Origin of the sequence: Metabacillus litoralis, from assembly GCF_020524045.1 — a bacterium.
In the GTDB taxonomy this organism is placed as follows: domain Bacteria; phylum Bacillota; class Bacilli; order Bacillales; family Bacillaceae; genus Metabacillus; species Metabacillus litoralis_C.
Window position 1 is genome coordinate 71586 of sequence record NZ_JAIVKL010000007.1, and the last position, 23068, is coordinate 94653.

At 33.9% G+C, this 23068-nt stretch carries 22 protein-coding genes and 1 riboswitch; of the genes, 17 read left to right on the forward strand and 5 right to left on the reverse strand.

Annotation, left to right across the window (positions count from 1 at the left end):
* Window positions 1-279 precede the first annotated feature (279 nt).
* The 10 genes from LC076_RS12395 (at window position 280) to LC076_RS12440 (ending at window position 11206) form a co-directional block, all read left to right on the forward strand.
* Window positions 280-819, forward strand: a complete 540-nt coding sequence (locus LC076_RS12395; protein ID WP_226669414.1) for an RNA polymerase sigma factor — start codon at window positions 280-282, stop codon at window positions 817-819.
* A complete protein-coding gene (spoIIP, locus tag LC076_RS12400; RefSeq protein ID WP_226669415.1) occupies window positions 809-1714 on the forward strand; it encodes a stage II sporulation protein P in 906 nt (301 codons plus the stop codon). Before LC076_RS12395 ends, spoIIP begins: the two co-directional genes overlap by 11 nt.
* A 613-nt stretch (window positions 1715-2327) precedes the next feature.
* Entirely contained in the window at window positions 2328-3197 is an 870-nt protein-coding gene (locus tag LC076_RS12405) for a DUF72 domain-containing protein (RefSeq protein WP_226669416.1), read from the forward strand.
* 5 nt (window positions 3198-3202) lie between these two features.
* Window positions 3203-4027 (forward strand): sulfite exporter TauE/SafE family protein, encoded by an 825-nt coding sequence (locus LC076_RS12410; protein WP_226669417.1) that lies wholly within the window; start codon window positions 3203-3205, stop codon window positions 4025-4027.
* Window positions 4028-4084: 57 nt separating this feature from the next.
* The gene (locus LC076_RS12415) at window positions 4085-5476 is read left to right on the forward strand and encodes a bifunctional metallophosphatase/5'-nucleotidase (protein ID WP_226669418.1); all 1392 of its coding nucleotides are present in this window, start codon (window positions 4085-4087) and stop codon (window positions 5474-5476) included.
* Between the two features lie 76 nt (window positions 5477-5552).
* Window positions 5553-5855 carry a YunC family protein gene (locus tag LC076_RS12420; RefSeq protein WP_226669419.1) on the forward strand — a complete coding sequence of 101 codons (303 nt, stop codon included), beginning with the start codon at window positions 5553-5555 and terminating at the stop codon, window positions 5853-5855.
* A gap of 126 nt (window positions 5856-5981) precedes the next feature.
* Window positions 5982-6728, forward strand: coding sequence for a sporulation protein YunB (gene yunB, locus LC076_RS12425; protein ID WP_226669420.1), 747 nt, complete (start codon window positions 5982-5984; stop codon window positions 6726-6728).
* Between the two features lie 72 nt (window positions 6729-6800).
* A riboswitch (Lysine riboswitch) is annotated at window positions 6801-6980 on the forward strand.
* A 497-nt stretch (window positions 6981-7477) separates the two neighbouring features.
* Window positions 7478-9028, forward strand: coding sequence for a Na+/H+ antiporter NhaC family protein (locus tag LC076_RS12430; protein ID WP_226669421.1), 1551 nt, complete (start codon window positions 7478-7480; stop codon window positions 9026-9028).
* Window positions 9029-9581: 553 nt separating this feature from the next.
* On the forward strand, window positions 9582-11102 hold the full coding sequence (locus LC076_RS12435; protein WP_226669422.1) for a sodium-dependent transporter: 1521 nt from the start codon (window positions 9582-9584) through the stop codon (window positions 11100-11102).
* Window positions 11102-11206, forward strand: a complete 105-nt coding sequence (locus tag LC076_RS12440; protein WP_226669423.1) for a methionine/alanine import family NSS transporter small subunit — start codon at window positions 11102-11104, stop codon at window positions 11204-11206. The genes LC076_RS12435 and LC076_RS12440 overlap by 1 nt, the downstream gene beginning before the upstream one ends.
* Before the next feature lie 290 nt (window positions 11207-11496).
* On the opposite strand, the gene LC076_RS12445 is transcribed toward LC076_RS12440, so the two are convergent.
* Window positions 11497-12489: a M23 family metallopeptidase gene (locus LC076_RS12445; RefSeq protein ID WP_413465982.1), complete on the reverse strand. Its 993-nt coding sequence runs from the start codon at window positions 12487-12489 to the stop codon at window positions 11497-11499.
* 416 nt (window positions 12490-12905) lie between these two features.
* On the opposite strand from LC076_RS12445, the gene lipA reads away from it, so the two are divergent.
* Window positions 12906-13817 carry a lipoyl synthase gene (gene lipA / locus LC076_RS12450; RefSeq protein ID WP_264191525.1) on the forward strand — a complete coding sequence of 304 codons (912 nt, stop codon included), beginning with the start codon at window positions 12906-12908 and terminating at the stop codon, window positions 13815-13817.
* Window positions 13818-13877: 60 nt separating this feature from the next.
* Here lipA and LC076_RS12455 read toward each other — a convergent pair whose 3' ends face one another.
* Entirely contained in the window at window positions 13878-14564 is a 687-nt protein-coding gene (locus tag LC076_RS12455; RefSeq protein WP_226669425.1) for a YhcN/YlaJ family sporulation lipoprotein, read from the reverse strand.
* Between the two features lie 127 nt (window positions 14565-14691).
* Between LC076_RS12455 and LC076_RS12460 the strand changes: the two genes are divergently transcribed.
* On the forward strand, window positions 14692-14967 hold the full coding sequence (locus LC076_RS12460; protein ID WP_226669426.1) for a YutD family protein: 276 nt from the start codon (window positions 14692-14694) through the stop codon (window positions 14965-14967).
* A 255-nt stretch (window positions 14968-15222) separates the two neighbouring features.
* Here LC076_RS12460 and LC076_RS12465 read toward each other — a convergent pair whose 3' ends face one another.
* Window positions 15223-15510 carry a cytosolic protein gene (locus LC076_RS12465; protein WP_226669427.1) on the reverse strand — a complete coding sequence of 96 codons (288 nt, stop codon included), beginning with the start codon at window positions 15508-15510 and terminating at the stop codon, window positions 15223-15225.
* Window positions 15511-15564: 54 nt separating this feature from the next.
* Complete coding sequence (locus LC076_RS12470; RefSeq protein ID WP_226669428.1) at window positions 15565-15831, reverse strand: DUF3055 domain-containing protein; 267 nt, start codon at window positions 15829-15831, stop codon at window positions 15565-15567.
* A 377-nt stretch (window positions 15832-16208) separates the two neighbouring features.
* Here LC076_RS12470 and LC076_RS12475 point away from each other — a divergent pair, with 377 nt between their 5' ends.
* From LC076_RS12475 to LC076_RS12485, 3 genes are all read left to right on the forward strand, one after another.
* On the forward strand, window positions 16209-17378 hold the full coding sequence (locus LC076_RS12475) for an EAL domain-containing protein (RefSeq protein WP_226669429.1): 1170 nt from the start codon (window positions 16209-16211) through the stop codon (window positions 17376-17378).
* A 19-nt stretch (window positions 17379-17397) separates the two neighbouring features.
* The gene (locus LC076_RS12480) at window positions 17398-17844 is read left to right on the forward strand and encodes a DUF86 domain-containing protein (protein ID WP_226669586.1); all 447 of its coding nucleotides are present in this window, start codon (window positions 17398-17400) and stop codon (window positions 17842-17844) included.
* 275 nt (window positions 17845-18119) lie between these two features.
* Complete coding sequence (locus LC076_RS12485) at window positions 18120-18899, forward strand: TIGR01457 family HAD-type hydrolase (RefSeq protein WP_226669430.1); 780 nt, start codon at window positions 18120-18122, stop codon at window positions 18897-18899.
* Window positions 18900-19394: 495 nt separating this feature from the next.
* Here the strand turns inward: LC076_RS12485 and LC076_RS12490 are convergent, their stop codons facing one another.
* Window positions 19395-19895, reverse strand: coding sequence for a phosphatidylglycerophosphatase A (locus LC076_RS12490; protein ID WP_226669431.1), 501 nt, complete (start codon window positions 19893-19895; stop codon window positions 19395-19397).
* A 341-nt stretch (window positions 19896-20236) separates the two neighbouring features.
* Between LC076_RS12490 and yutH the strand changes: the two genes are divergently transcribed.
* Together yutH and LC076_RS12500 are read left to right on the forward strand one after the other, a co-directional pair.
* Complete coding sequence (gene yutH / locus LC076_RS12495) at window positions 20237-21247, forward strand: spore coat putative kinase YutH (RefSeq protein WP_226669432.1); 1011 nt, start codon at window positions 20237-20239, stop codon at window positions 21245-21247.
* A 450-nt stretch (window positions 21248-21697) separates the two neighbouring features.
* The gene (locus LC076_RS12500; protein ID WP_226669433.1) at window positions 21698-22669 is read left to right on the forward strand and encodes a 2-hydroxyacid dehydrogenase; all 972 of its coding nucleotides are present in this window, start codon (window positions 21698-21700) and stop codon (window positions 22667-22669) included.
* The last annotated feature ends 399 nt before the right edge of the window (window positions 22670-23068 follow it).

The window sequence follows — 23068 nt, forward strand, 5'->3', positions numbered from 1 at the left end:
CAGTGGGGTTGTGGTGTTTATTTTTACTCATTTTTAGTAACGATGTTAGTCCAATTACAATGTTAGAACGGTTTATTTATACATATTTGTGGTGAAACTGTACTTCATTTAGGTTAACAGGCATGATAGTTAAATAATGAGATAGGTTTTACCCTATATAGAGACATGTTTAATCCGCAGAGTATAGAAGTTATGCTCTGCTTTTTTATTGAAATTAATTGTAACCTTTTTTTCACCTCAAACGAATAATAGGTGAATACATAATGAGGGGGGAAAAGTTTGATTGATCTAAAGAACTTAGAGTCCAGTATTGTTATCATTTATAATGAGCATTATTTAGACGTGTATAGATTTCTTGTTTGTTTTTCAGGAAATCAAAACGATGCAGAGGACATGACACAAGAAGTATTTATACGTGTATTAAAAAACTTACCCAATTTTAATAGCGGAAACAATTTAAAAACATGGATCTTTTCCATAGCAAAACATGTAGCTGTTGATCATTATAGGAAAAAGAAATTTGCATCTGTTTTTAAAGACGGATTTTTTAAACAGTTGGAATCTGATGACAATAAGCCAGATGAAGAGTTTGAAATTAATGAAATCAAACAAATTGTACATGAGGCAATTTCGAAATTAAAACCAAAACATAGAGCAGTAGTTATACTTCGTGGAATAAATGAATTTTCCATAAAAGAGACTTCTGAAATTCTACAATGCAGTGAATCAAAAGTTAAAGTAGATTATCACAGAGCCTTAAAAGACCTCAAAAGAAAACTGAATATTGATGCCGAGGAGGTTTTGACAAATGCAAAATGAAAAAGAGATATTTGATATGATTAAAAACACCTACCCTCAAAATCCAAGTAAAGATTTTATCGTTTCAACTGAAAATAAACTTAGACAAAAGGCACGGAGTATGAAAAGGAAATCGATGGTGAAAAGATTGTCCGCCATTTCAAGTGGGGTTTTACTTTTTGTCTTTGCTTTTTCATGGATATTCTTTTTTAGTGGGAAAGATATAATTACAAAAGTTCTAAATAACGTTGGAGATCAATCATTATCATCTGCTGTTGAAGAACAAGATCCATTAGTGTTTATTTATCATTCACATAATAATGAGTCATTTATTCCAGAGCTTAACGTAACCGACCCTAATAAAGCATTTAATGATACTAAGAATATCACATTGGTTGGGAAGGAGTTAGGTAAAGCGCTAAAAGAAAATAATATTAACACTATCATCGATGATACCGATATAACAGGAATTTTAAAAGAACGCAATTTATCGTTTGCCGACTCCTATTTGGTTTCAAGAGAAAAATTACAAAAAACATTAAATGAACATAAGAGTATAAAAATGGTCTTTGACATTCACAGGGATTCACAAAAAAAATCAGTTACAACCATAAATATTGATGGAAAAGACTATGCAAGAGTTGTATTTGTTGTTTCTAAAACAAGTGATAATTATGAGGAGAACAGGGACTTTGCCATACTCCTTCACGAAAAGTTGGAAGAATTATATCCCGAGTTATCCAGAGGAGTTTTTGAAAAAGGTGAAAACCCTCAAAACACATATAATCAAGATCTCCAAGAAAATTCAGTACTATTAGAAATTGGCGGTGTTGAGAATACATTGAAGGAATCCTATAGAACGGCTGATGCTATTGCCGAAGCTATTAAGGAAGTTATTGAAAATAAGGAAGAATAACGAGGGATAGACTGATAAATGAATTATATTAACATTAGGACTGCTTGGTTAGGCAAATGAAAAGAACTCACAGCAAACTGTGAGTTCTGAGTTTTTAATACTTCACATATGGTTGGTTTAGGGTAATATTCCGTGCCGATTTTATGCCGAAATGAATTTAGTTTGCACTTTATTCTGTTTTAAAAAAACTGTTCAAACCTTGATATAAAGCCACTTCTTTATTAGTTATTTCAAGTTATTTGACCCACAACTAATCAAGTTCGAGATGGAAGGTTCAATCGGATAATATATATAATGAAAAAGGACTAACAAAAAAATGTTAGTCCTTTTTTCTATTATAAACACGAAAAATCCTGAAATGTGTGCTATCCTTTTCAGTCATGTTATAGTAGATTTATTAATGTTATTTGTGATGAGTTTTCATGAAAGAATGGATCTAATTCACCTAAAAATGCTGTGGGAACAGCATTTTCATTACATAAAGTGTATGATTTTATTAAGAAAACTTACTTGACTTTGTCGATGCTACTTACTTCGAGGCATTAACAAAGTTTGCGAAAACAACCTTTATTTTCACGACGATTGTTTCATACTAGTTTAGAGGATGGTTTATTTGACAACAATTCAAATCGGATTAACTGGCTGGGGTGACCATGATTCTCTCTACTCAGCTACAACAAATACATCAAAAAAACTACAAGAATATGCTGCACATTTTCCTACTGTTGAAATAGATGCAAGCTTTTATGCAATTCAGCCAGAACGAAATATTAGAAAATGGTTAAAAGAAACTCCAGAACAATTTCAATTCATTCCAAAGGCATATCAGGGAATGACAGGACATCTTCATGGTGAGCTTCCTTTTACTAGTAAAGAGGAGATGTTCAATGCTTTTATAAAATCTGTAGAACCTTTAAAAGCTGAAAATAAACTTGCTATGGTTCTTTTTCAGTTTCCACCATGGTTTGATTGTACAAAGGAGAATGTTGCATATTTAAAATGGTGTAGAGAACAAATGGGAGACTTTGAAGTAGCTCTTGAATTTCGAAACCGATCATGGTTTTCACCTGTTTATTACGAAAAGACTCTACAGTTCATGGAATCAGAGAAATGGATCCATAGTATTGTTGATGAACCACAGGCAGGCGAAAGGTCAATACCAACCGTTTTACATCCGACTGATCCTAATAAAAGCCTCATCCGTCTTCATGGGAGAAATGTACATGGCTGGAACAAACCAGCTTCTGGAGAAGACTGGAGAGATGTTAGATATTTGTATCGATATAATCAAGAAGAACTAGAGCAATGGAAAGAGAATTTAGCTTTTCTTCAAAAAAATTCAAAGATGACGTACATGTTGTTTAATAATAATTCGGGTGGCGATTCTGCCGCTAATGCGAAAATGATGATAAATATCCTTGATATAAAATATTCAGGTTTGGCAGAAAAACAATTAAGCTTTTTTCCAGATGAGGAGAGGTAAATACTTTGGAGTGGATTATTTTATTATTAGTTGGAATAGCTGCTGGTACACTCGGCAGTTTAGTTGGTTTAGGTGGGGGAATTATCGTTGTTCCGATGTTGCTCTCATTAGGAACTTATTTTGCGGGTTTTGCAGATGTGTCACCACAGGTAGCAGTAGGTACATCTTTATTAGTTGTTATCTTTACAGGGCTCTCATCAACATTAACTTATATGAAGTATAAAAAAGTTGATTATAAAAGTGGCTTAATTTTCTTTATCGGAAGCGGTCCTGGTGGGATTTTAGGTGCATATGCTAATAAACTTTTTAACACAACCACATTTTCAATTTGGTTTGGATTGTTTATGATCTTTATATCAATCATGTTAATGGTAAAAGATAAATTACCTAAAATGAAGCAAAAGCCAGGTAAGAAAATCAGCCGTCCATATATAAATGATGAAGGACAAGAACAATTTTATTCCTTTAAGCCTGTTCCAGGGATAATAATAGCTTTTGTAGTGGGCTTTATATCAGGTTTATTTGGAATAGGTGGAGGGGCTCTTATGGTTCCTGCCATGATCTTATTATTTATGTTCCCACCACATATCGCTGTTGCAACTTCTATGTTCATTATCTTTTTATCTGCTATGATTAGCTCAATCACACATATTACTTTAGGTAATATCAATTGGTTATATGCAGCAATACTCATTCCAGGTGCTTGGTTCGGTGGAAGATTTGGAGCGATTATTAATACAAAATTAAAAGGGAAAACAGTTGTAAATTTATTAAGAGCTGTTCTAATTATTGCCGGCTTAAAATTAATATACGAAGGTTTCTTTGGCTGATTCAATAATTAAAATTAAATATTGGGGAAGATAGTTTAAGTCTAAGGAGAGAGGAACATGATAGAAACCATTCACCTTTATCATACAAATGATTTACATAGTCATTTTGAAAATTGGCCGAAAATCGTTGGTTTTTTGAAAGATAAAAGAAAGCTACACGAATTACATAATGAGGAAATGTTACTTGTGGATATTGGTGATCATGCGGATCGGTTTCATCCAATTACAGAGGCAACAAAAGGTAAAGCAAATGTGATGTTATTAAACCAACTTCATTATGATGCAGCGACAATTGGAAATAATGAAGGAATTACTTTTGCACATGATGATTTAAATGATCTTTACCATGAAGCTGAATTTCCAGTGATTATTTCAAATTTCTATACAGAACAAGATGAACGTCCTGAATGGGTTGTGCCTTATGAAATTAAGACACTCAAGAATGGTTTTAAGGTAGCGTTTTTAGGCGTAACCGTTTTTTACGAAAAATTCTATGAACTTCTAGGTTGGAAGGTGAAAGACCCGTTTCAAAGTCTTAATGAAGTGATTCAGCAAGTAAAAGGACAGGCAGATATGATTGTGTTACTCTCACATTTAGGAATAACTGATGATGAAATGATAGCTAATGATTTTCCAGATATTGATATTATTATCGGTGGACATACTCATCACGTACTAAAGCAGGGGAAACGAATCAACTCAACACTTGTAGCTGGTGCAGGAAAATATGGTCAATACATAGGGTATATATCTATTGAAATTAAAACAAATGAAAAACAATTAATAGAAAATAACGCAGCACTTTATTCTACAAGTGAATTACATCATTTCTGCCAAGAAACAACTGAATACTTAAATAGACTGTATAAAGATAGTGATGAAATTCTCTCTGAGGAGATTGGAGTCATAGATCATCAGCTGACAGTAGATTGGTTTCATGATTCACCTTTTCCACAATTACTAGCAAGTGCTCTTAGAGAGTGGTGTGATGGAGAAGTGGCCATGGTGAATTCAGGTATTTTACTAGAATCCTTACCAAAGGGACGAGTAACTAGAAAAGATCTACATCGCATTTGTCCTCATCCAATTAATCCTTGTAAAATTTACTTAAAGGGAGACGTACTAAAAGAAGTTATTCTTCAATCAAGAGACGAAAAAATGGAGCATTTACAGTTAAAAGGACTAGGGTTCAGAGGTAAAGTGATGGGAAGAATGGTGTTTGATGGGATTTCAGTAAAAACGGATATATTATCCGATGGAAAACAACATGTTACAGAAATATTAGTTAACCATCAACCAATAAATCCAGATCGCTTATATAAAGTTGCTACATTAGATATGTTTACTTTGGGGCCACTATATCCAGAGATTAGCCATGCTGAAAAAAAGATATTTTATATGCCTGAATTATTACGTGATGTTTTAGCATGGAAGTTAGGTAAGAGCTGATAAAAATTAGACGAATAACTACACGTTTTCTTTCATATTTCATAAAGATATACCATGAAAGGAGTGTAGTTATTAAATGGTTACGATGACACCTATAATCATTGAAGGAAATCAATTTACTGCGATTACAGTTGCATTACCTAAAACAAATTTTATGGCAATTACAAATGATAAAGGATATATCATGTGTGGAGCTTTAGATGTGGCACTTTTAAATGAAAAGTTAAAAGACCGAGCAATTATCGCTGGCCGTGCGGTTGGTGTGAGAACGATTGATCAGCTTTTGGAAGCACCACTTGAATCTGTCACATATGAAGCTGAAAACTTAGGGATTTCAGTTGGCACAAAGGGGAAAGATGCTTTACTTAAGATGTTGTAAAGAGCATGATGCAGTTATAGGTAGGTTGCTTACATTGTTCAACAATAAAATTTAATAATCTTTAGAAAATGATGCGTACATCCCTCCTTACATGCATAAACATAGCTTGTAAAGGAGGGATTAACTTTGGCTAAATATTTCGGTCGTCGCCGCCCTCGTAGAGGACCTTTGCCGTTTCGATATGTTTTATTGCTAACATTGGTTATTTTTATTATTTTAACTGCAGGTAGTTTTTGGGTTGTGAATAAAGAAATCAAGCCAACCTTGCTTAGAATCGCTAATCTTGAGGCATCTTCTGTTGCAACAACGATTATTCAAGAAGCCGTAAAGGAAGAAGTAATCGATACAGAACAAGCAAAGACTTTAGTTACAACAGATAAGGATAATAACGGAGATATCAATATGATTACCCTTAATTCTAGTACTGTGAGAAATGTTCTAAGAAAAGTGACAGATAATATCACTACAAAGCTTGAAGAAATAGAAAAGGAAAATTTCCACAGTACAGAAAAAGGAAGTCAAGAAATGGAATTAGATCATGGAATCGTTTATTCTATTCCATTAGGTCAAATAACTGATAATGCTATTTTAAGTACGTTAGGTCCTGATATTCCGATTCGATTTTATTTAATTGGTGATGTACATTCTGATATTGTACAAACAACAAAGGAATATGGAATTAACAGTGCCAATCATCAGGTATCGATATTTGCTGAAGTAACAGTTCAGGTTGTCATTCCTTTTGCAACAGATAAAATTACGATCGACAATACAATTCCAGTTATTAATATTTTTGAGCCAGGTGATGTTCCAGATTATTATAATAATAGTGGGAAAGATACCCCTGCTATTGAATTACCAAAAGTTGATTAGTTGTCATGATCCTTCTTATTTGATAGACTATGTAATGTTGAAAATCTAATATGACCAAACCACCTTATCTCAAGATGAGGTAGAGGAGCAATAAACATTAGTACAATATGTGAGAATGACAACGATGACCATATTGGAAAGGGTTTATTGCCGAAGTGAATGAGTACTAGTCAGGTATCATTTATTGGTATTACTTTAAATAAGGGTAATACTGTCATTATAGTTATTCTATAATGGAGGGCTACTGATCGGGATGGAGGATAACATGACATTATTCAAAAAGAGTAATGATAGTTATTTTCTATCGTTACTCTTTTTGTTGTTCATTTTTTCGTAGTACTGTTTTCTGAAAGATTGGTTGTTGCTTGTTATACAATTATTATGGATATGGAGTAAATGTTCAAATTAGTTACTTGTCTAACAATTTATTCTGTAAAACTTTGTTGTTGATTTCCGTTACAGGCATTCGCTTTCCGCGGGCGGTTCGGGAGCCTCCTCGGCGCAAGCGCCTGTGGGGTCTCCCTTTAACACGCTTCTCCCGCAGGAGTCTCATGCCTTTCACTCCAATCAACAAAGTGCACAAAACTAAACATTAGGCTTTATAAATAAAACAACAATTATCTGAAAACAAGCTTATCGAAATAAAATATCTCCAAAGAGGACATTTATATATATTTAATATATAAACTAAAACTTTACCATAGCATCAGGATGGCCCTTCTATCATTTTTAGGGAGGCTTCATACATCATGTCAGGAACTATTTTATCTATTGTCCCACCTTTAATTGCTATTATTATGGTCATTTTAACAAGAAGAGTATTACTCTCTTTAGGTGTGGGAATTGTATCAGCAGCGTTAATTTTAAAGGAATTTTCTATTGTCAAGTCTGGAAAGGCAATACTTGACGCGATTAAAGCTATCTTTGTTTCAGATGGTGGGTTAAATACATGGAATGTTTATATTATTCTATTTTTACTTATTTTAGGAATAATTACAGCACTTATTTCGATCTCTGGAGGAAGCCGAGCATTTGGTGAATGGGCACAAAAGCGTGTGAAAACTCGTGTAGGTGCACAATTTACAGCAGCGTTACTTGGAATTCTGATTTTTATTGATGATTATTTTAATGCACTTGCAGTAGGACAAGTTAGTCGTCCAATTACTGATCGTCAAAAGGTATCTCGTGCGAAGCTTGCTTATATTATTGATTCAACTTCTGCACCAGTTTGTGTTGTTTCACCTATTTCTAGCTGGGGTGCTTACATCATTGCGATGATTGCGACAATCTTGACAACACATGGTGTAACGGAATATTCACCACTAGGTGCGTTCATGACGATGGTTCCGATGAACTATTATGTATTTGCAGCACTTGTACTTGTTTTTGCAGTAGCATATTTCAATATTAATCTTGGTAGTATGAAGGTTCATGAAGAGCGTGCAATGAAAACTGGACAAGTTGTGGATCCAGAAAAAGAAGTATTAGGAGAAATGAAAGAGGATTTACCTTCTAGTGATAAAGGAACGATTAGTAATCTTGTATGGCCTATTTTAGCGCTCATTATCGGAACTGTTTCATCGATGTTATATACAGGATATTCAGCGATAGAAGATAAAGCAGAAGTAAATATTCTTGCTATCTTTGAAAATACTGATGTGTCTACATCACTTTTATACGGTGGTTTATTTGGTCTTGCTATTACTATTCTTTTATTCTTTTCTAAAGGAATTAAGGGAAGTTATTTTCCTTTAGCTATTAAAGAAGGAATAAAGTCGATGTTACCGGCCATTTATATACTAATGTTTGCATGGGTGATTGTTGATTTAATCGGTCAATTAGAGACTGGTAAATTTTTAGCAACTATTGTTGAAAAATCCGATTTAAACCTTGCCTATCTACCAGTGGTTATGTTTGTATTAGGAGCATTTATGGCTTTTGCTACAGGAACTTCTTGGGGTACTTTTGGGATCATGCTACCTATTGCTGGTGAAATAACGGCTGCAACAGATGTCAACATGTTATTGCCTGCAATGGCAGCGGTTCTTGCTGGTTCTGTTTTAGGTGACCATTGTTCACCAATTTCAGATACGACAATCTTGTCATCAACAGGAGCAGGAAGTCATCATATTGATCATGTACTAACACAGCTTCCATATGCGTTAATAGGTGGAGCTGTTGCTGCAGTTGGATATTTAGCTCTAGGTATTACAGGAAGTAGTTTAGTAGGTTTTATTGTTGTTTGCTGTTTATTATTCGGTTTTATTTTTATCTTTGCAAAAAAAGATAAAATAGCATAAAAAAACAGGAGTTGGGTTTACTCAACTCCTGTTTTTTATTAAGCTGTTTTTCCAAAGTTTTGTTGCTTTTAGGCATATTAAGAAATAGCTCTAGATAAAGTCTAGTGGCATCATTGCTTCTTAGAATAGTATCTCTTATATATGATAAAAACATTGATACTCACAGGAAATGAGTTTAATTAGCAACAATTCTTCAGAAAAGAGCCTTTTATTATTACTAAAATAATAGTTTGACGAAAAACTCATGGAAAAATCCACCTTAAATTTCACCTAGTTAATGGATAAAAGTGGTATAGTATCAAAGGAAAGAATGTTGTAGATATAAGATCCTTTACAACTAAAAGGGAAAATAGAACACATTTAAATATATTTATTTCCTATTAATAGGAATATTCTGAAATATCATACTAAAATAGTATTTTTTCAAAATTTTATATAGACATAGGCATAATGTCCATATATACTATGTATAGATTATAAAAAATAATCAGAATATTAGATTATTTCTAACTGTTCTATCATTTAAAATGAAGAGGTTAAAGGAGGAAAAAACATGGAAAATCGTCCACAGTGGGGAACTAGGGCAGGCTTTATTTTAGCAGCCGTTGGATCTGCAGTTGGTTTAGGTAATATTTGGAGATTCCCAGCAACAGCTTATGAAAATGGAGGAGGAGCATTTTTCATTCCGTATTTATTTGCTTTATTAACAGCTGGTATTCCATTACTAGTTATGGAGTTTACAATCGGTCATAAGTACCGTGGATCAGCTCCGATGTCATTAGGAAGATTAAGTAAAGGTTCAGAATGGATTGGTTGGTGGCAGGTAGCCGTATCATTTGTTATTTCTACTTACTATGCTGTTATTATAGCGTGGGCAATGTCCTACTCAGTATTCTCATTTAACCTAAGTTGGGGAGAAGATACTGGTGGATTCTTAATGGGAGATTATTTAAAGCGTATTGACCTTGATGGTGGTGCGATTGGTGATTTCGGAAGTTTAGTTCCAGGGGTATTAATACCATTAGTACTTGTATGGGTAGTAACTTTAGGTGTTCTTTTTGCAGGTGTTAAAAAAGGTATTGAAGTTGCAAATAAAATTTTCATTCCAGCATTAGTTATTTTATTTACGATTATCGTTATTAGAGCATTAACTTTAGATGGCGCAGCAGCAGGTTTGGATGCATTCTTTAAACCTGATTGGAGCAAGATCACTGATGGAAAGGTTTGGGTAGCGGCATACGGTCAGATTTTCTTTAGTTTATCTATTGCTTTTGCTATTATGATTACTTATTCAAGTTACCTACCAAAAAAATCAGATATTACAAACAATGCATTTATAACAGGATTCAGTAACTCTGCATTTGAACTATTAGCAGGTATTGGAGTATTTAGTGCATTAGGATTTATGGCAGCTCAACAAGGTGTTCCTGTAAGTGAAGTTGTTTCTGCTGGAGTAGGGTTAGCATTCGTTGTTTTCCCACAAATTATTAATGAATTCCCGGCATTTAATGAGCTGTTTGGTTTCTTATTCTTCGGATCATTAGTACTTGCTGGTTTATCATCTCTAATTTCTATTGTTGAAACATTTGTTGCAGGTGTACAAGAGAAGTTCGGAATTTCTCGTGTGAAATCGGTTATAATCGGTGGAGGCGCATCTGCGTTACTTTCATTAGTTTTTGCAACACAAGGCGGACTATTCTTCCTTGATGCCGCAGATTACTTTATCAATCAATTTGGTGTAGCTTTAGCTGGATTATTTGAGGTAATTGCGATTGCTTGGTTTGCTAGAGAACTTAAAAACCTTCAATCACATGCTAATTCAATGTCAGATATGCAACTTGGTACTTGGTGGAGAATTTGTTTAGGATTAATTACACCAGTTGTATTAGGATACATGATGTTTGATAACTTACGTACAAACTTAACAACTGAGTATGAAGGATATCCACGTGAGTTCTTATTCAACTGGGGTTGGACAGTTGCGATTGGCGCAATTTTAGTCGGAGTATTATTTACAATCAAGAAAAGATCTAATTCAAATGCAACATCAACAACTAAGGGGGTATCACAGTAATGAGTGGAAGCGCGATTGCAATGATGGTTATCGGTATCGTTATCATCTGGGGTGGAATGGCAGCAAGTATTACGAATGCTGTGATTAAAGCGAAACAAAAATAATTTTTAGGAAGAGGCGGAGAACATCTGCCTCTTCTTTTTAAATTTTGGCTCTTTTTTAAAAGGAATTGTTGTTTTTTATAGTTCGTCTACGCACTAAACTATTTAGGGTTGATAGGAGTGAAAGGTGCGAGACTCCAGCGGGAGCAGCGGGACAGGTGAGATCCCACAGGCGCTGTGCGCCGAGGAAGCTCACCGCCCGCCTCGCGGAAAGCGAGCATCCTGTAGCGGAAATCAACCTAACCTATAACTCTTTATATAGTTTATTAATACAGGCTAAATGTTTAATTTGCTTATTTCTTTTTTTGCCTTTCAGCTCGTTCCCATGATTTTAAATGTGGAAAGGGATCAAATGACCATTCTGTTCTTCCATTGTCTTTATAAAGTCCATAATGCAAATGTGGAGGAAACTTACCTGAAGTACCAGGAGGACCATATCCAGAGCTTCCTACAGATCCGATAAGCTGCCCTGGTTCAACGATTTGTCCTGTTTGCAATCCATCAGCAAATCCGTTCAGATGAGCAAAGTAGTGGTACGTATTATCAATGTCACGAATTCCTACTCGCCAACCCCCAAATCGGTTCCATCCTTTCATTTCAATCACTCCATAGCAGGTAGATCTGACAGGTACTCCATAATTTGCAAAAATATCTGTTCCTTCATGAATTCTGCGTCCACCCCAGCCTCTTGCGTCACCCCACGTATTTTTGTAGCTATAATTATGATTTAACGGAACAGGGAAAGAATGCTTCGCTAAGTTTAAATGACCATATTTTTTATATAGCTTCATATGTCCTAAAATTATTCCTACAGTTTTATCTCTTTGATAGTAATCCCATAAACCAATCTTCAAATTTTCTATATCAGTTCCATAAGATCGTAGGTAATTTGCAAAAGAATATAGCACATCTTGATCATTCGTAAGTTCTGCAAGATCATCTCCATCACCGTCTTCACCAATACCACCAAATAATCCAATGCTTCTTGGGTTTTTATCTTCTATATTTGGATTTAACGGACCAGCCCATATCTCAGGTTTAATGAAAATCTCTACTAATCCCTCAGCTTTAGGGATATCCTTACGTGAGTGACGCACATTTCTTTCATATTGATCTACAGCTGCTAAAATATACCAAGGAATATTTGTGACAGCTTCAACCTTTTTATATAAGCTCATTAGCTTTTCTTCGTCTTCTTTTTGATTTGTTTCAGCACCATAGGTTATATTTTGTGCTGATAAACTAATCACCATAAAGATGATGATACAGGATAATGCTTTATGCACAGTAATGAGCTCCTTTCAACAAAACTTTAAAAGATAGTAGTGCTTATAGAAATGACTTAGAAAACCCTCTTAAATGTTTCTTCTTCTTTTTATAGTTTGGTTTTAGTTTGGAAAATCATTAATAGAAAATGTTAGAAATTACAAAGAACCCTTTTTCTTGTCCCTCTCGAGTGCTTATGTTAAAGTGATAACGTATATGGAAAATATTCTGATTATCTCTTTTAGAATGGCTCTTTTCTGAAAGTTTGTTGCTAATTGACCTAATAATTTGCCGAAAACAGTGTTTTTATTGTATAAAAGGTATAATTCTAAATAGAAAGATGCCACTAGACTTGATACAGGGCTGGCTGTTTCCCTTAGTCCTAATAGCAACAAAGATTACGAAAACGCCTTAGGGATAAATCTTAGATAACGTAATGGAGTTGAATCAGATGGCGAAAAAAGAAGAATATTTGCGTAAGCCAGAATGGTTGAAGATAAAACTAAACACAAACGAAAACTATACAGACTTGAAAAAGTTGATGAGGGAAAAAAACCTTAATACAGTTTGTGAAGAAGCAAAGTGTCCTAATATTCATGAATGCTGGGCTGTTCGTCGTACAGCTACATTTATGATCTTAGGTGCTGTTTGTACACGTGCTTGTCGTTTTTGTGCAGTTAAAACTGGATTACCAACAGAGCTTGACTTAGCAGAACCAGAACGCGTTGCTGATTCTGTAGCACTTATGAACTTAAAACATGCGGTTGTTACAGCGGTAGCGCGTGATGATTTGAAGGATGGTGGAGCAGAGGTATTTGCTGAAACTGTTCGAGCAATCCGTCGTAAAAGCCCTTTTACAACGATAGAGGTCTTGCCTTCTGACATGGGTGGAGACTATGATAACCTTAAAATGCTTATGGATGCAAAACCTGATATTTTAAATCACAACATCGAAACAGTACGTGAACTTACACCAAGAGTGCGTGCACGAGCTAAGTATGAGAGATCATTAGAGGTACTAAAACGTGCAAAAGAAATGCAACCACAAATTCCAACGAAATCAAGCCTTATGATTGGATTAGGAGAAACAAAAGAGCAAATTATTGAAACAATGGATGATTTAAGAGCGAATGATGTTGATATTATGACGATTGGTCAATATTTACAACCAACAAAAAAACATTTAAAAGTTCAAAAATATTACCATCCAGATGAATTTGCTGAATTACGCGAAATCGCATTAAGCAAAGGATTTAGTCATTGTGAAGCAGGACCGCTAGTACGTTCATCATACCATGCTGATGAGCAGGTAAATGCAGCAGCAAAACAAAGACAAGCACAAGCTTAATATAGAAAGTTAACAAAAAGGAAGAGGATATCTTCCTTTTTGTTTTTTACTCTTTTGTTTTTATTGCATTTGTTCTTTTTTGTAGCGTGATTTTTCATATTGATCTTTCATATCATCGTCGATATCCTCGTTCATTTCTCCATAGCCCTCACCGTTTGCATTTTCTCCTGTATTTAGTGCTCGACCTTGTGGAGATTCAAGCATTTTATTGATTGTCTTAGTTAAAATCTCATCAACATCACGACTTGTTGAATCAAGTGGGCTATATGCCTCAATTTGTTGAATCATATTAGGATTATCTGAAACGTAAACGTGATAATATCTTGGAATAGCCGATAAGGCAGTCTTTTTAACTTGGTCAGCTGTTTCAAATCGATTTTCTGAGTCTGTATTATAAGCAACTAATACTTCCTCGTCTGTAACTAATGTTGCCACATCTTCTACATTTGGAAGTTGAACAGCTAAGCTACTAATTGTATTTGCAACTTGTTCACGATCTAAACCAGGTGTTTTAGTATAGTTGACATTTTGAGGAACGCCGCTCTTTTGATGACGTACATATCCGAAATTAGCATCATTATCGTTTGCATTTGGCATACCTTCTTCATTGTAAAGTTCAGGGCGATCATGTACATTTAGAGTATTACCACTTGGATGGAAAAGAGAATTATCCTCTTCAGCACCATATTGACAAGCAGTTAACAATGATAACCCAATCACACCTACTGCTAATTTTGTTTTTATCAATATTAGCACCTCCTCAACTTTATCATTACCAAAGATAAGATAAATTTTCTTAGTAATTGATGGTTGTGAATGATTAGATTATGATAAAGGTAATAGAATAAGGAATATGGACGAGGTGAACAGAACCATGATAGTTGTTCAAAACCAAAGTTTTGAATTAATAAAGGAAGAAAAAGACGGATTTAATGAAGATGCTTTTAAAGAAAGGTATAGTGATATCTTAAATAAGTATGATTTTATTGTTGGCGATTGGGGATATAGTCAATTAAGGCTTAGAGGTTTTTTTGATGATCAAAATCAAAAAGCAACTTATGATACGAAAATTAGCACGTTAGACGAATATATTTATGAATACTGTAATTTTGGTTGTGCTTATTTTGTATTGAAGAAGATTAAAAAATAAAGGTGAAATATTTCTTTGAAAACGATTAAAAGACGTGAATTTTGTCGAATTTTGTAGAATCGAAGATAAATCTGGAAAATCGATGATAAATTTGAGAAATCGTTGATAAATGTCCAAAATCGATGATAAATTCCAAAAATCGTAGATAAATTTAGATTGGAAGTTACTGATTATTTTTGTAAGCGTAAATAAGGTGTCTAAACACGAAAAAGCCTCGTGTTTAGACAAAGAATCAAAGTTAACCACCATAAACTTCTATTTAGAAGTATATGGTGGTTCTTCATTTTTATTAGGATCATCATGTGTCGGATGCGCAGGTGCATCGTGTCTTTCTAAATTTTGATGAAGAGATTTATTTTCGTAATTAAACGCACTATAATAACGCTGACCTTCTTCCCAAGGTGTGCTTTTATTAGAAACTGGCTCATTTTTACCTCTAGGTGAACCATAAGGACCCTCTGGGAGTTGTTCAGGTACTAAAAAATTCCTCATCGTTTCTACATTTGAAAAATCTGTATAAGTTTCTTTTTCTTTATCATCCATTACATCCACCTACCTTAAGAATAGGTTTTACAGGAAGTGTAATTGAAATACATGTTAAACAATTTGATACAAAAAATCACGAAGTTCTTCAGCATCTTCTTCATTTAGTTTATATGCATATTCTAAATAGCCAGGCTCTTTTAAATCATCTTCACCAATAATGGCAAAACGATTTCCTTGAATATCAAGAACAATTTGCTTACCGTAATATCGATCACTTTGAATGATAGCTAAGTCAAAGCGCTGATTTTCTCCCATAAAGCTAACAAACCTAGTTTTTGTTTCAACAGTGTCATCGTATAAAAAAAATCTTTCAGACATGGATATCTCTCCTAATTTAAACGAATTTCTATTTTTGTTATTTCATTTTATCATAATGTATAATAATAATTCTCTTTTGAATTTAGTTAGTGATTGCTACTAAGGGGTAATTATTCTTCAAGTTCATTTTAAGACAAATTTTTTAAAGAAAATAAAATTTACCAAGAAATAAGTCGAATAATAAAAAATGTGATAAAATGTGAGTACGTAAAGGTGAATGCCAGAAGGGTTGAGTACTCATGAATAGTGGATTTTGGAAAAAGCATTATAGGAGAGTTAAAAAGTGGAGTAAACTATTTTACCCCCAACATAAGTTAAGATATTATCCTCCTAAATTTGTACTTAGAGACCCTGTGTTTGAAGGAGTTTATCATGCAATGAATAGTGGCCAACCGGTTGCTGTTATTGTGATATCTATTTCTAACATCCGTGAATTTTCACAACAATTTGAACCGAAACAACTAGATGAATATAAAGATGAAATTAAACTAGGATTTCAACAGATTTTTGAAGAATCAACATATAAAGAAGATCTACTTGTTGTCCATGATTATTATAATGAGGGATTAACAGTTTTTTTAAGAATTCATGATGATAAACAAAGTGTTGTACATATTGAGAACATGCTTCGTATTCTTACACCGAAGTTAGAAAGATGGATGTATACGAAGTATCCTTATTTTAAGCAAACATTTGAAATTGGATACATGTTTGTTGAAAAGAATGATGGAACCACACAGGATGCACTTTATACTGCTCAACAACAAGCTGTTGCTATGGCAGAAAAGCGTATACAATCACGTTATATAGAAACATTATTAGAGATGAGAGATATTATTCAAAAACGTGAAATTACATTACTAGCTCAACCTATTATTGATTTAGCAAGTAAACAAATTAAAGCGTGGGAGTTTCTAACAAGAGGCCCAAAAAACACGTCACTTGAAAATCCTTTACAGCTATTTTCGCTTGCTAGACAATCAAACCTAATTTACGATCTTGAATTATTAGTGTTAGAAAAAGCTTTTCAAATGATTGGAAGAGTAGGTTGTCGTGATGATGTCTTTTTAAACTTTACACCTATCACATTAGGAAACAAACGATTTATACCAGCACTTGAGAAACTATTAAAGCGTTATGATGATATTTTGCCAAATAAAATGATCTTTGAGGTAACAGAGAGAGATTCTATTGATGGCTTAACATTTTTTCATGACAATATAAAGGAATTACGTAAGATGGGCTTTAGAATCGCTGTCGATGATACTGGAGCAGGTTATTCTAGTCTGCATACAATTAGTGAAATCCTTCCTGATATTATTAAAATTGATCGTTCGGTTATACAAGACATTGATACGAATACAGTGAAAGAATCAATGTTAAAAGGACTTATTTTAATTGCTAAAGAAACAGGTTCACTTGTGGTTGCTGAAGGAATTGAAAAGAAAGAAGAAGCTGATGTGCTTATGAGGAATCAAGTTGATTTAGCACAGGGATATTTTTATGCAAAGCCTGGAACATTAGAAAAGGGACGAGTAGCTTTATAATATAGGATGGTGATTGAATTTGTATTTTGTTGATCGAGAACATATTAATGCAAAATTAATTTACTTAGAAAATCAGTTAAAACTATTTAAAAGTCAACCTTCGTGGAAAAGCTTAATGGAAAAAGCTGCGTTAGAAAGAATTTGTCATATGACAATTGAAACGATAATAGATGTTGGAAATTCGATGATTGATGGATTTATTATGAGAGATCCAGGCAGCTATGAAGATATCATTGACATCTTATTGGATGAAAAAGTAGTAGATGATACTGAAGCAGTAGGTCTAAAAAAATTAATATCACTTAGAAAAGTACTAGTTCAGGATTATCTTCAAATAAATTACGATGATCTTCTCAAAGTATACTCAGAACAAGAAGGTTACTTAATTGAGTTTCCTAAAAAAATTCGTACATACATCGAAAATGAACTAGGACCTGTTTCAGCATTCAAACCAATAAATCAATAATTCATTCGGGATGGCACTGATAAAGTCATCCTTTTTGGATTTTAATAGGTAAGAAAGATGTAGAATTTGTCCCCAAAGCCCTGAACAAAGCGATTTACATGGTAAGTAACACGTCAAATTTGTGTAACCTAAAGTGAAAGTCAGCAATAATTCTTTAAAATATTCTACCAAGAGTTCTGCTGTTTGAAACAAATGATGAGGTGCAAAGCTAAGTTCATTTACTTTATGAATCCAGTTTTTACATATCAGATTTTAAGCAAAAAGGAGTGGCAAGTATGAAAACATATAAGGGTTATTTAATTGATTTGGATGGCACAATGTATAGAGGCACTGAGCAGATTGATGCAGCTAGTGATTTTGTTGCTTATCTCGTAGAAAATAATTTACCGTATCTTTTTGTAACAAACAATTCCTCACAAACACCTCAGCAGGTAGCAGATAAATTGAATAAATTTCAAATTCAAGCGACAAAGGAAAGTGTTTTTACAACTAGTCAGGCAACAGCAAATTACATAAGTGAAAAAAAGCAGAATGCAGCAGTATATGCAATAGGAGAAGAAGGATTAAAACAAGCACTGATGAACAATGGACATCAATTAGTGGAAGAAAATCCTGAATATGTTGTTGTAGGAATAGATCGTGAAATTAACTATGAAAAGCTTTCGAAAGCATGTGTTGCAGTTAGAAACGGAGCAACATTCATTTCAACTAATGGAGATATTGCCATTCCAACAGAAAAAGGATTATTACCTGGAAATGGTGCCTTAACATCTGTTATTTCAGTATCAACAAATACTTCACCTATTTTCATAGGTAAGCCTGAACGTATTATAGTCGAACAAGCTTTACAAGAACTAGGGATTGATCGTAAGGACACTTTAATGGTAGGCGACAATTACGCAACTGATATTATGGCGGGTATGAATTGTGGGTTAGATACTTTACTTGTACATACGGGTGTAACTACGAGAGAACATCTTTTACATCTTCCAGAGAAGCCAACTTACACGGTTGATTCTTTATCAGAATATCTTACTGAATTTCTTATTAAATGATAAAGTGAAAGAGGTTGGGACATAATTAAAGAAGTCATACAATAAGACGAATAAATCTAAATTCAGATAAGCTGAAAGAAACTAGTTCGTTCCATTGCGCTGCAGACACTCCATTCTCCGGGGAGGAAGCTGAGCCTCCTCGGCAGGCCTGCTGGGTCTCAGCCTTTCCTCAATTCCCGTAGGTGCCCTAGTGTCTTCCGCTCCATTCCACTAGTTCATATAAATAGTTTGCAAAATCAAAAAAACTACTGAAGAAGGCAAATAAAAACCCGAACTATTAGGCGAATGTTTATTTGACATATCACCTAATAATTCGGGTTTATCATTAACTTAAATACTTATGTCCCAGCCTCTTTAGAATTTTTAAAAAGGTTAAAAGCATAAGAGTTTGTACTTAGTTTTAGTATCGAATACCCGAAACCATGGGCTAGGAGAAGAATAAAACACTTTTCCTAAAGGATAACTAAGCGTCCGGCCCTTTCTTGTTTTAAATATTTATTCAACATCTCTGGCTCTATGTGCAAGCCTACTAGAAGCAGCAGCAGCGATAGCACCAACAATATCATCTAGAAATGTATGACATTTTCCACCAGATTTATCATTAAGATATTGGAGAATACCTGGTTTTAATTTGTCAATATACCCGTAATTTGTGAAGCCGATGGAACCGTATATATTTACGATTGAAAAAGCAAGAATTTCGTCTACACCGTATAAGCTTTCATCTGTAGCAATAATAGATTGAAGCGGTTCTTCAAGTTGTCCTTTTTCAGCTAAAATATCGAATTGAATTCCAGTTAGAACAGCATTTTGTACCTCTCTTTTTGTAAGAACACGATCTACATTCTCAAGACAATCTTCAAGTTTTAAATCGGGATGATATTTTTCTTGTAAGAAATAAACAAGATCAGCTATATCTTCCAGTTTTACTCCGCGCTTTACCATCCAGTCTCGTGCTGTTTTTTCGACAATGTCCATTTTCTCTTCACTTTTCATTGTAACATCACCTATCTCTCTTTTCTGCGTATTTATTCATTGTATGACAACTTTTCCTTTACTATTCAATTCATCACAAATTAGGTACTTAAATGAGGTATATTACTGTCGGGAATGCTTACTGTTACCCTAATAACTCAGCAAAATTGAAACACTCGAGATCTATAACTAATTTTATACAAAAAGACAAATATGTAATCATCCCAAAAATAAATCTCTACCTACATATACCCTATTTACTACTTCTATAAAACTGTCAAACTCCCTGCTATAAATCATCATAAATATGTGATCATTCGATTACGATAGAATATGAACGATTTCTCTGGAGGGGAAAAATGATGAAGAAAACCATTCATGATGTTTACGGAATAAAGGTGAAAGAACTTATACAAGAAGGTCAATATGAAACATTTCAATTACACCAATCACAATTTCTAGTTGTACCAGCTTCACATATCGATGAAGATGAGCTATATGAGTTATATCAGTTAAGTCAATTCATGATCGAAAAGAGAGAGCCGTATGTCGCAAGTATAGTGTTAACAAAAGAAAATCATTTGTATTTTGAAAAAGAGAAGATGAGATATGTTATTTTAAAATGTTCACCTTATAATCAAACAAGATTAACTCAACTAGGTCGTGATTTAGCCCGATTTCATTTAAAAGGAAGAACATATCCTTATCGAGTTTCTAAAACACAACGAATAGGACAATGGAAATTACTTTGGGAAAAAAGGTTAGATCAATTAGAGAATTTTTGGAGAAGTAAAATTCAGACTCAGCCTTTAAATTCATTTGAAAAAATGTTTGTAGAATCTTTTCCTTATTACTTAGGGTTAGCAGAAAATGCGATTCAATATTTAGTTGATACAGAGCTAGATGAGGAGCCTCAGCCAATCGATTCGGCAACGATTTGTCATCATCGTTTTCATTCGATCACATGGAATGATGTTATGTGTATAAAATCACCAATTGATTGGGTTTTTGATCATAGTAGTAGAGATATTGCAGAATATATGAGGTATCTTTATTTTGAAAAGCAAGAAGAGTTTAAATTAAGTGGGTATAAATTTTTAGATGATTACGACCGCACCTCTCCACTATCACCGTTTTCGTGGAGGCTTATATACAGTAGATTACTTTTTCCTATTCATTACTTTGAATGTGTGGAAAGTTATTATTTAGCAGGTGAAACGATGAAACCGATATTAGAGGACAGGATGGAGGAAATCCTTCGTCAATCTGAACATTACGAATCTTTTTTACGCAGCTACTCAAGTATGCTATCAATGAAAACAAGGAGAATACAACTACCTAGTGTGGACTGGTTAGCAGTTTCAAAGAATTAATTCAGTGAGTAAGAGAGGCTGGACATAACTTAAGTAATTAACAAAAATTCCGATCAAATTAATAGCTTAGCGAAGTATATTTCAGGAGCGGCGTACCTACATTTACAACCATTGTTCGGTTTCTATTTTGTTAAAATACTTTTGTCACAGCCTCATTTGCTTACTTTATGTTTTTGGTTTCTATCTCAAGAGACTTTGCGCTTTTCAAAGGGATAACTTGTTTACAAAGCTTATGATAAAATAGATGATAAGTTTTGTATTAATATTAAGCTTTTTTCGTTACCTTTGTTGTTTTTAGAATCCTGATGGATATAAGTCTATATAAAATCTAGTAGCATCTTTCTTCTACAGATTGCACCTTTTATCCGATAATAAATGGGTTTCAACAGATAAAAACATCAATTAACAAAAATCTTTCAGAAAAGTGTATTTTATTAAGGGGTGTTTGAGATGAAAAAGCCTTATATTTTTGTAACACGAAAATGTTCAGAATATCAACTTAAGCCGTTGTATGATATCGCAGATGTTGACATGTGGCCAGAAGAAGAGGTCCCCTGTCCTAGAGAATTACTAATAGAAAAAGCTAAAAAAGCAGATGCTCTTTTAACGATGCTTTCTGACTCGATTGATCAGGAAATATTAGATTTAGCGACAAACTTAAAGGTTGTAGCAAATTTAGCCGTTGGTTTTGACAATATTGACATTAAATATGCAAATGAAAAAGAAATTGTCGTATGTAATACACCAGATATTTTAACTGATACAACAGCGGACTTAACGTTTGGACTAGTCCTATCAGTTGCGAGAAGATTAATGGAAGCTGCAGATTATGTGAAAAATAATCAGTGGAAAAGCTGGGGACCTTTACTTCTTGCAGGTCATGATGTCCATCATAAAACAATTGGAATAGTAGGCATGGGTAAGATAGGACAAGCAGTTGCAAAGCGTGCAATAGGATTTGAAATGAATATCCTCTATCATAATCGTACAAGAAATCATGAAGCAGAGGAAATGGTCGGTGCTTCCTATTGCTCGTTAGATCAATTACTTAAAGAATCTGATTTTGTCGTATGCTTAACACCTTTAACAAATGAGACAAAGCAGTTATTTAATATGAAATCATTTAAAATAATGAAGAAAACAGCCATTTTTATTAATGCGAGTCGTGGCGCAGTTGTGAATGAAGATGATTTATATCAGGCATTGATTAATAAAGAGATTGCTGGAGCAGGATTAGACGTGTTTACGCAAGAACCAATTCAAGCTGACCATCCTCTTGTTGGTCTTCATAATGTTGTAGCTTTGCCACATATAGGAAGTGCTAGTATGGAAACAAGATTTTCAATGATGCATTTATGTGCTTCTAATATTACTGCTGTTTTAACAGGTAATAAACCTTTAACTAAAGTTGAATTGAAATAACCTATTGTAACAAGGGATGATAAAGCTTCAAGAATGCTTGAGAAAAGGCTATGTTAAAACTTACCATTGATATTTAGCACTCTGTTGATTGGAGTGAAAGGCATGAGACTTCCGCTAAGAGAAGCGTGTCAAAGAGAGACCTCACAGGCTCTCAGCTTACGAAGAGGCTCCCTAGGAAAAAAAGGTACTTCTTTCCTAGGGAAGCGAATGCCTGTAACGGAAATCAACAACAAAGTTAACAAAGCCTAAGAAAAAGAAGAATACTTAATACATTGTAAAGATAATTACTTTTTTTGATTAGCAAGCTAAAAAAGATTTTTTAAAAATAAACCTTTATGTATCAATGGTGTAATCGTTTTCTTATAAAAAACTGAAAATTCACCCTTGTAAAACAGTTAT

What these genes read in the sequence shown, in the direction of transcription:
- LC076_RS12465 (WP_226669427.1), bottom strand. Translation starts at nt 15,510, where the DNA reads ATGGATGATAAAGAAAAAGAAACTTATACAGATTTTTCAAATGTAGAA.
- yutH (WP_226669432.1), top strand. Translation starts at nt 20,237, where the DNA reads ATGAAGAAAACCATTCATGATGTTTACGGAATAAAGGTGAAAGAACTT.
- LC076_RS12415 (WP_226669418.1), top strand. Translation starts at nt 4,085, where the DNA reads ATGATAGAAACCATTCACCTTTATCATACAAATGATTTACATAGTCAT.
- LC076_RS12490 (WP_226669431.1), bottom strand. Translation starts at nt 19,895, where the DNA reads ATGAAAAGTGAAGAGAAAATGGACATTGTCGAAAAAACAGCACGAGAC.
- spoIIP (WP_226669415.1), top strand. Translation starts at nt 809, where the DNA reads ATGCAAAATGAAAAAGAGATATTTGATATGATTAAAAACACCTACCCT.
- LC076_RS12420 (WP_226669419.1), top strand. Translation starts at nt 5,553, where the DNA reads ATGGTTACGATGACACCTATAATCATTGAAGGAAATCAATTTACTGCG.
- LC076_RS12435 (WP_226669422.1), top strand. Translation starts at nt 9,582, where the DNA reads ATGGAAAATCGTCCACAGTGGGGAACTAGGGCAGGCTTTATTTTAGCA.
- LC076_RS12500 (WP_226669433.1), top strand. Translation starts at nt 21,698, where the DNA reads ATGAAAAAGCCTTATATTTTTGTAACACGAAAATGTTCAGAATATCAA.
- LC076_RS12475 (WP_226669429.1), top strand. Translation starts at nt 16,209, where the DNA reads ATGAATAGTGGCCAACCGGTTGCTGTTATTGTGATATCTATTTCTAAC.
- LC076_RS12430 (WP_226669421.1), top strand. Translation starts at nt 7,478, where the DNA reads ATGTCAGGAACTATTTTATCTATTGTCCCACCTTTAATTGCTATTATT.
- LC076_RS12470 (WP_226669428.1), bottom strand. Translation starts at nt 15,831, where the DNA reads ATGTCTGAAAGATTTTTTTTATACGATGACACTGTTGAAACAAAAACT.
- lipA (WP_264191525.1), top strand. Translation starts at nt 12,906, where the DNA reads ATGGAGTTGAATCAGATGGCGAAAAAAGAAGAATATTTGCGTAAGCCA.
- LC076_RS12440 (WP_226669423.1), top strand. Translation starts at nt 11,102, where the DNA reads ATGAGTGGAAGCGCGATTGCAATGATGGTTATCGGTATCGTTATCATC.
- LC076_RS12485 (WP_226669430.1), top strand. Translation starts at nt 18,120, where the DNA reads ATGAAAACATATAAGGGTTATTTAATTGATTTGGATGGCACAATGTAT.
- LC076_RS12460 (WP_226669426.1), top strand. Translation starts at nt 14,692, where the DNA reads ATGATAGTTGTTCAAAACCAAAGTTTTGAATTAATAAAGGAAGAAAAA.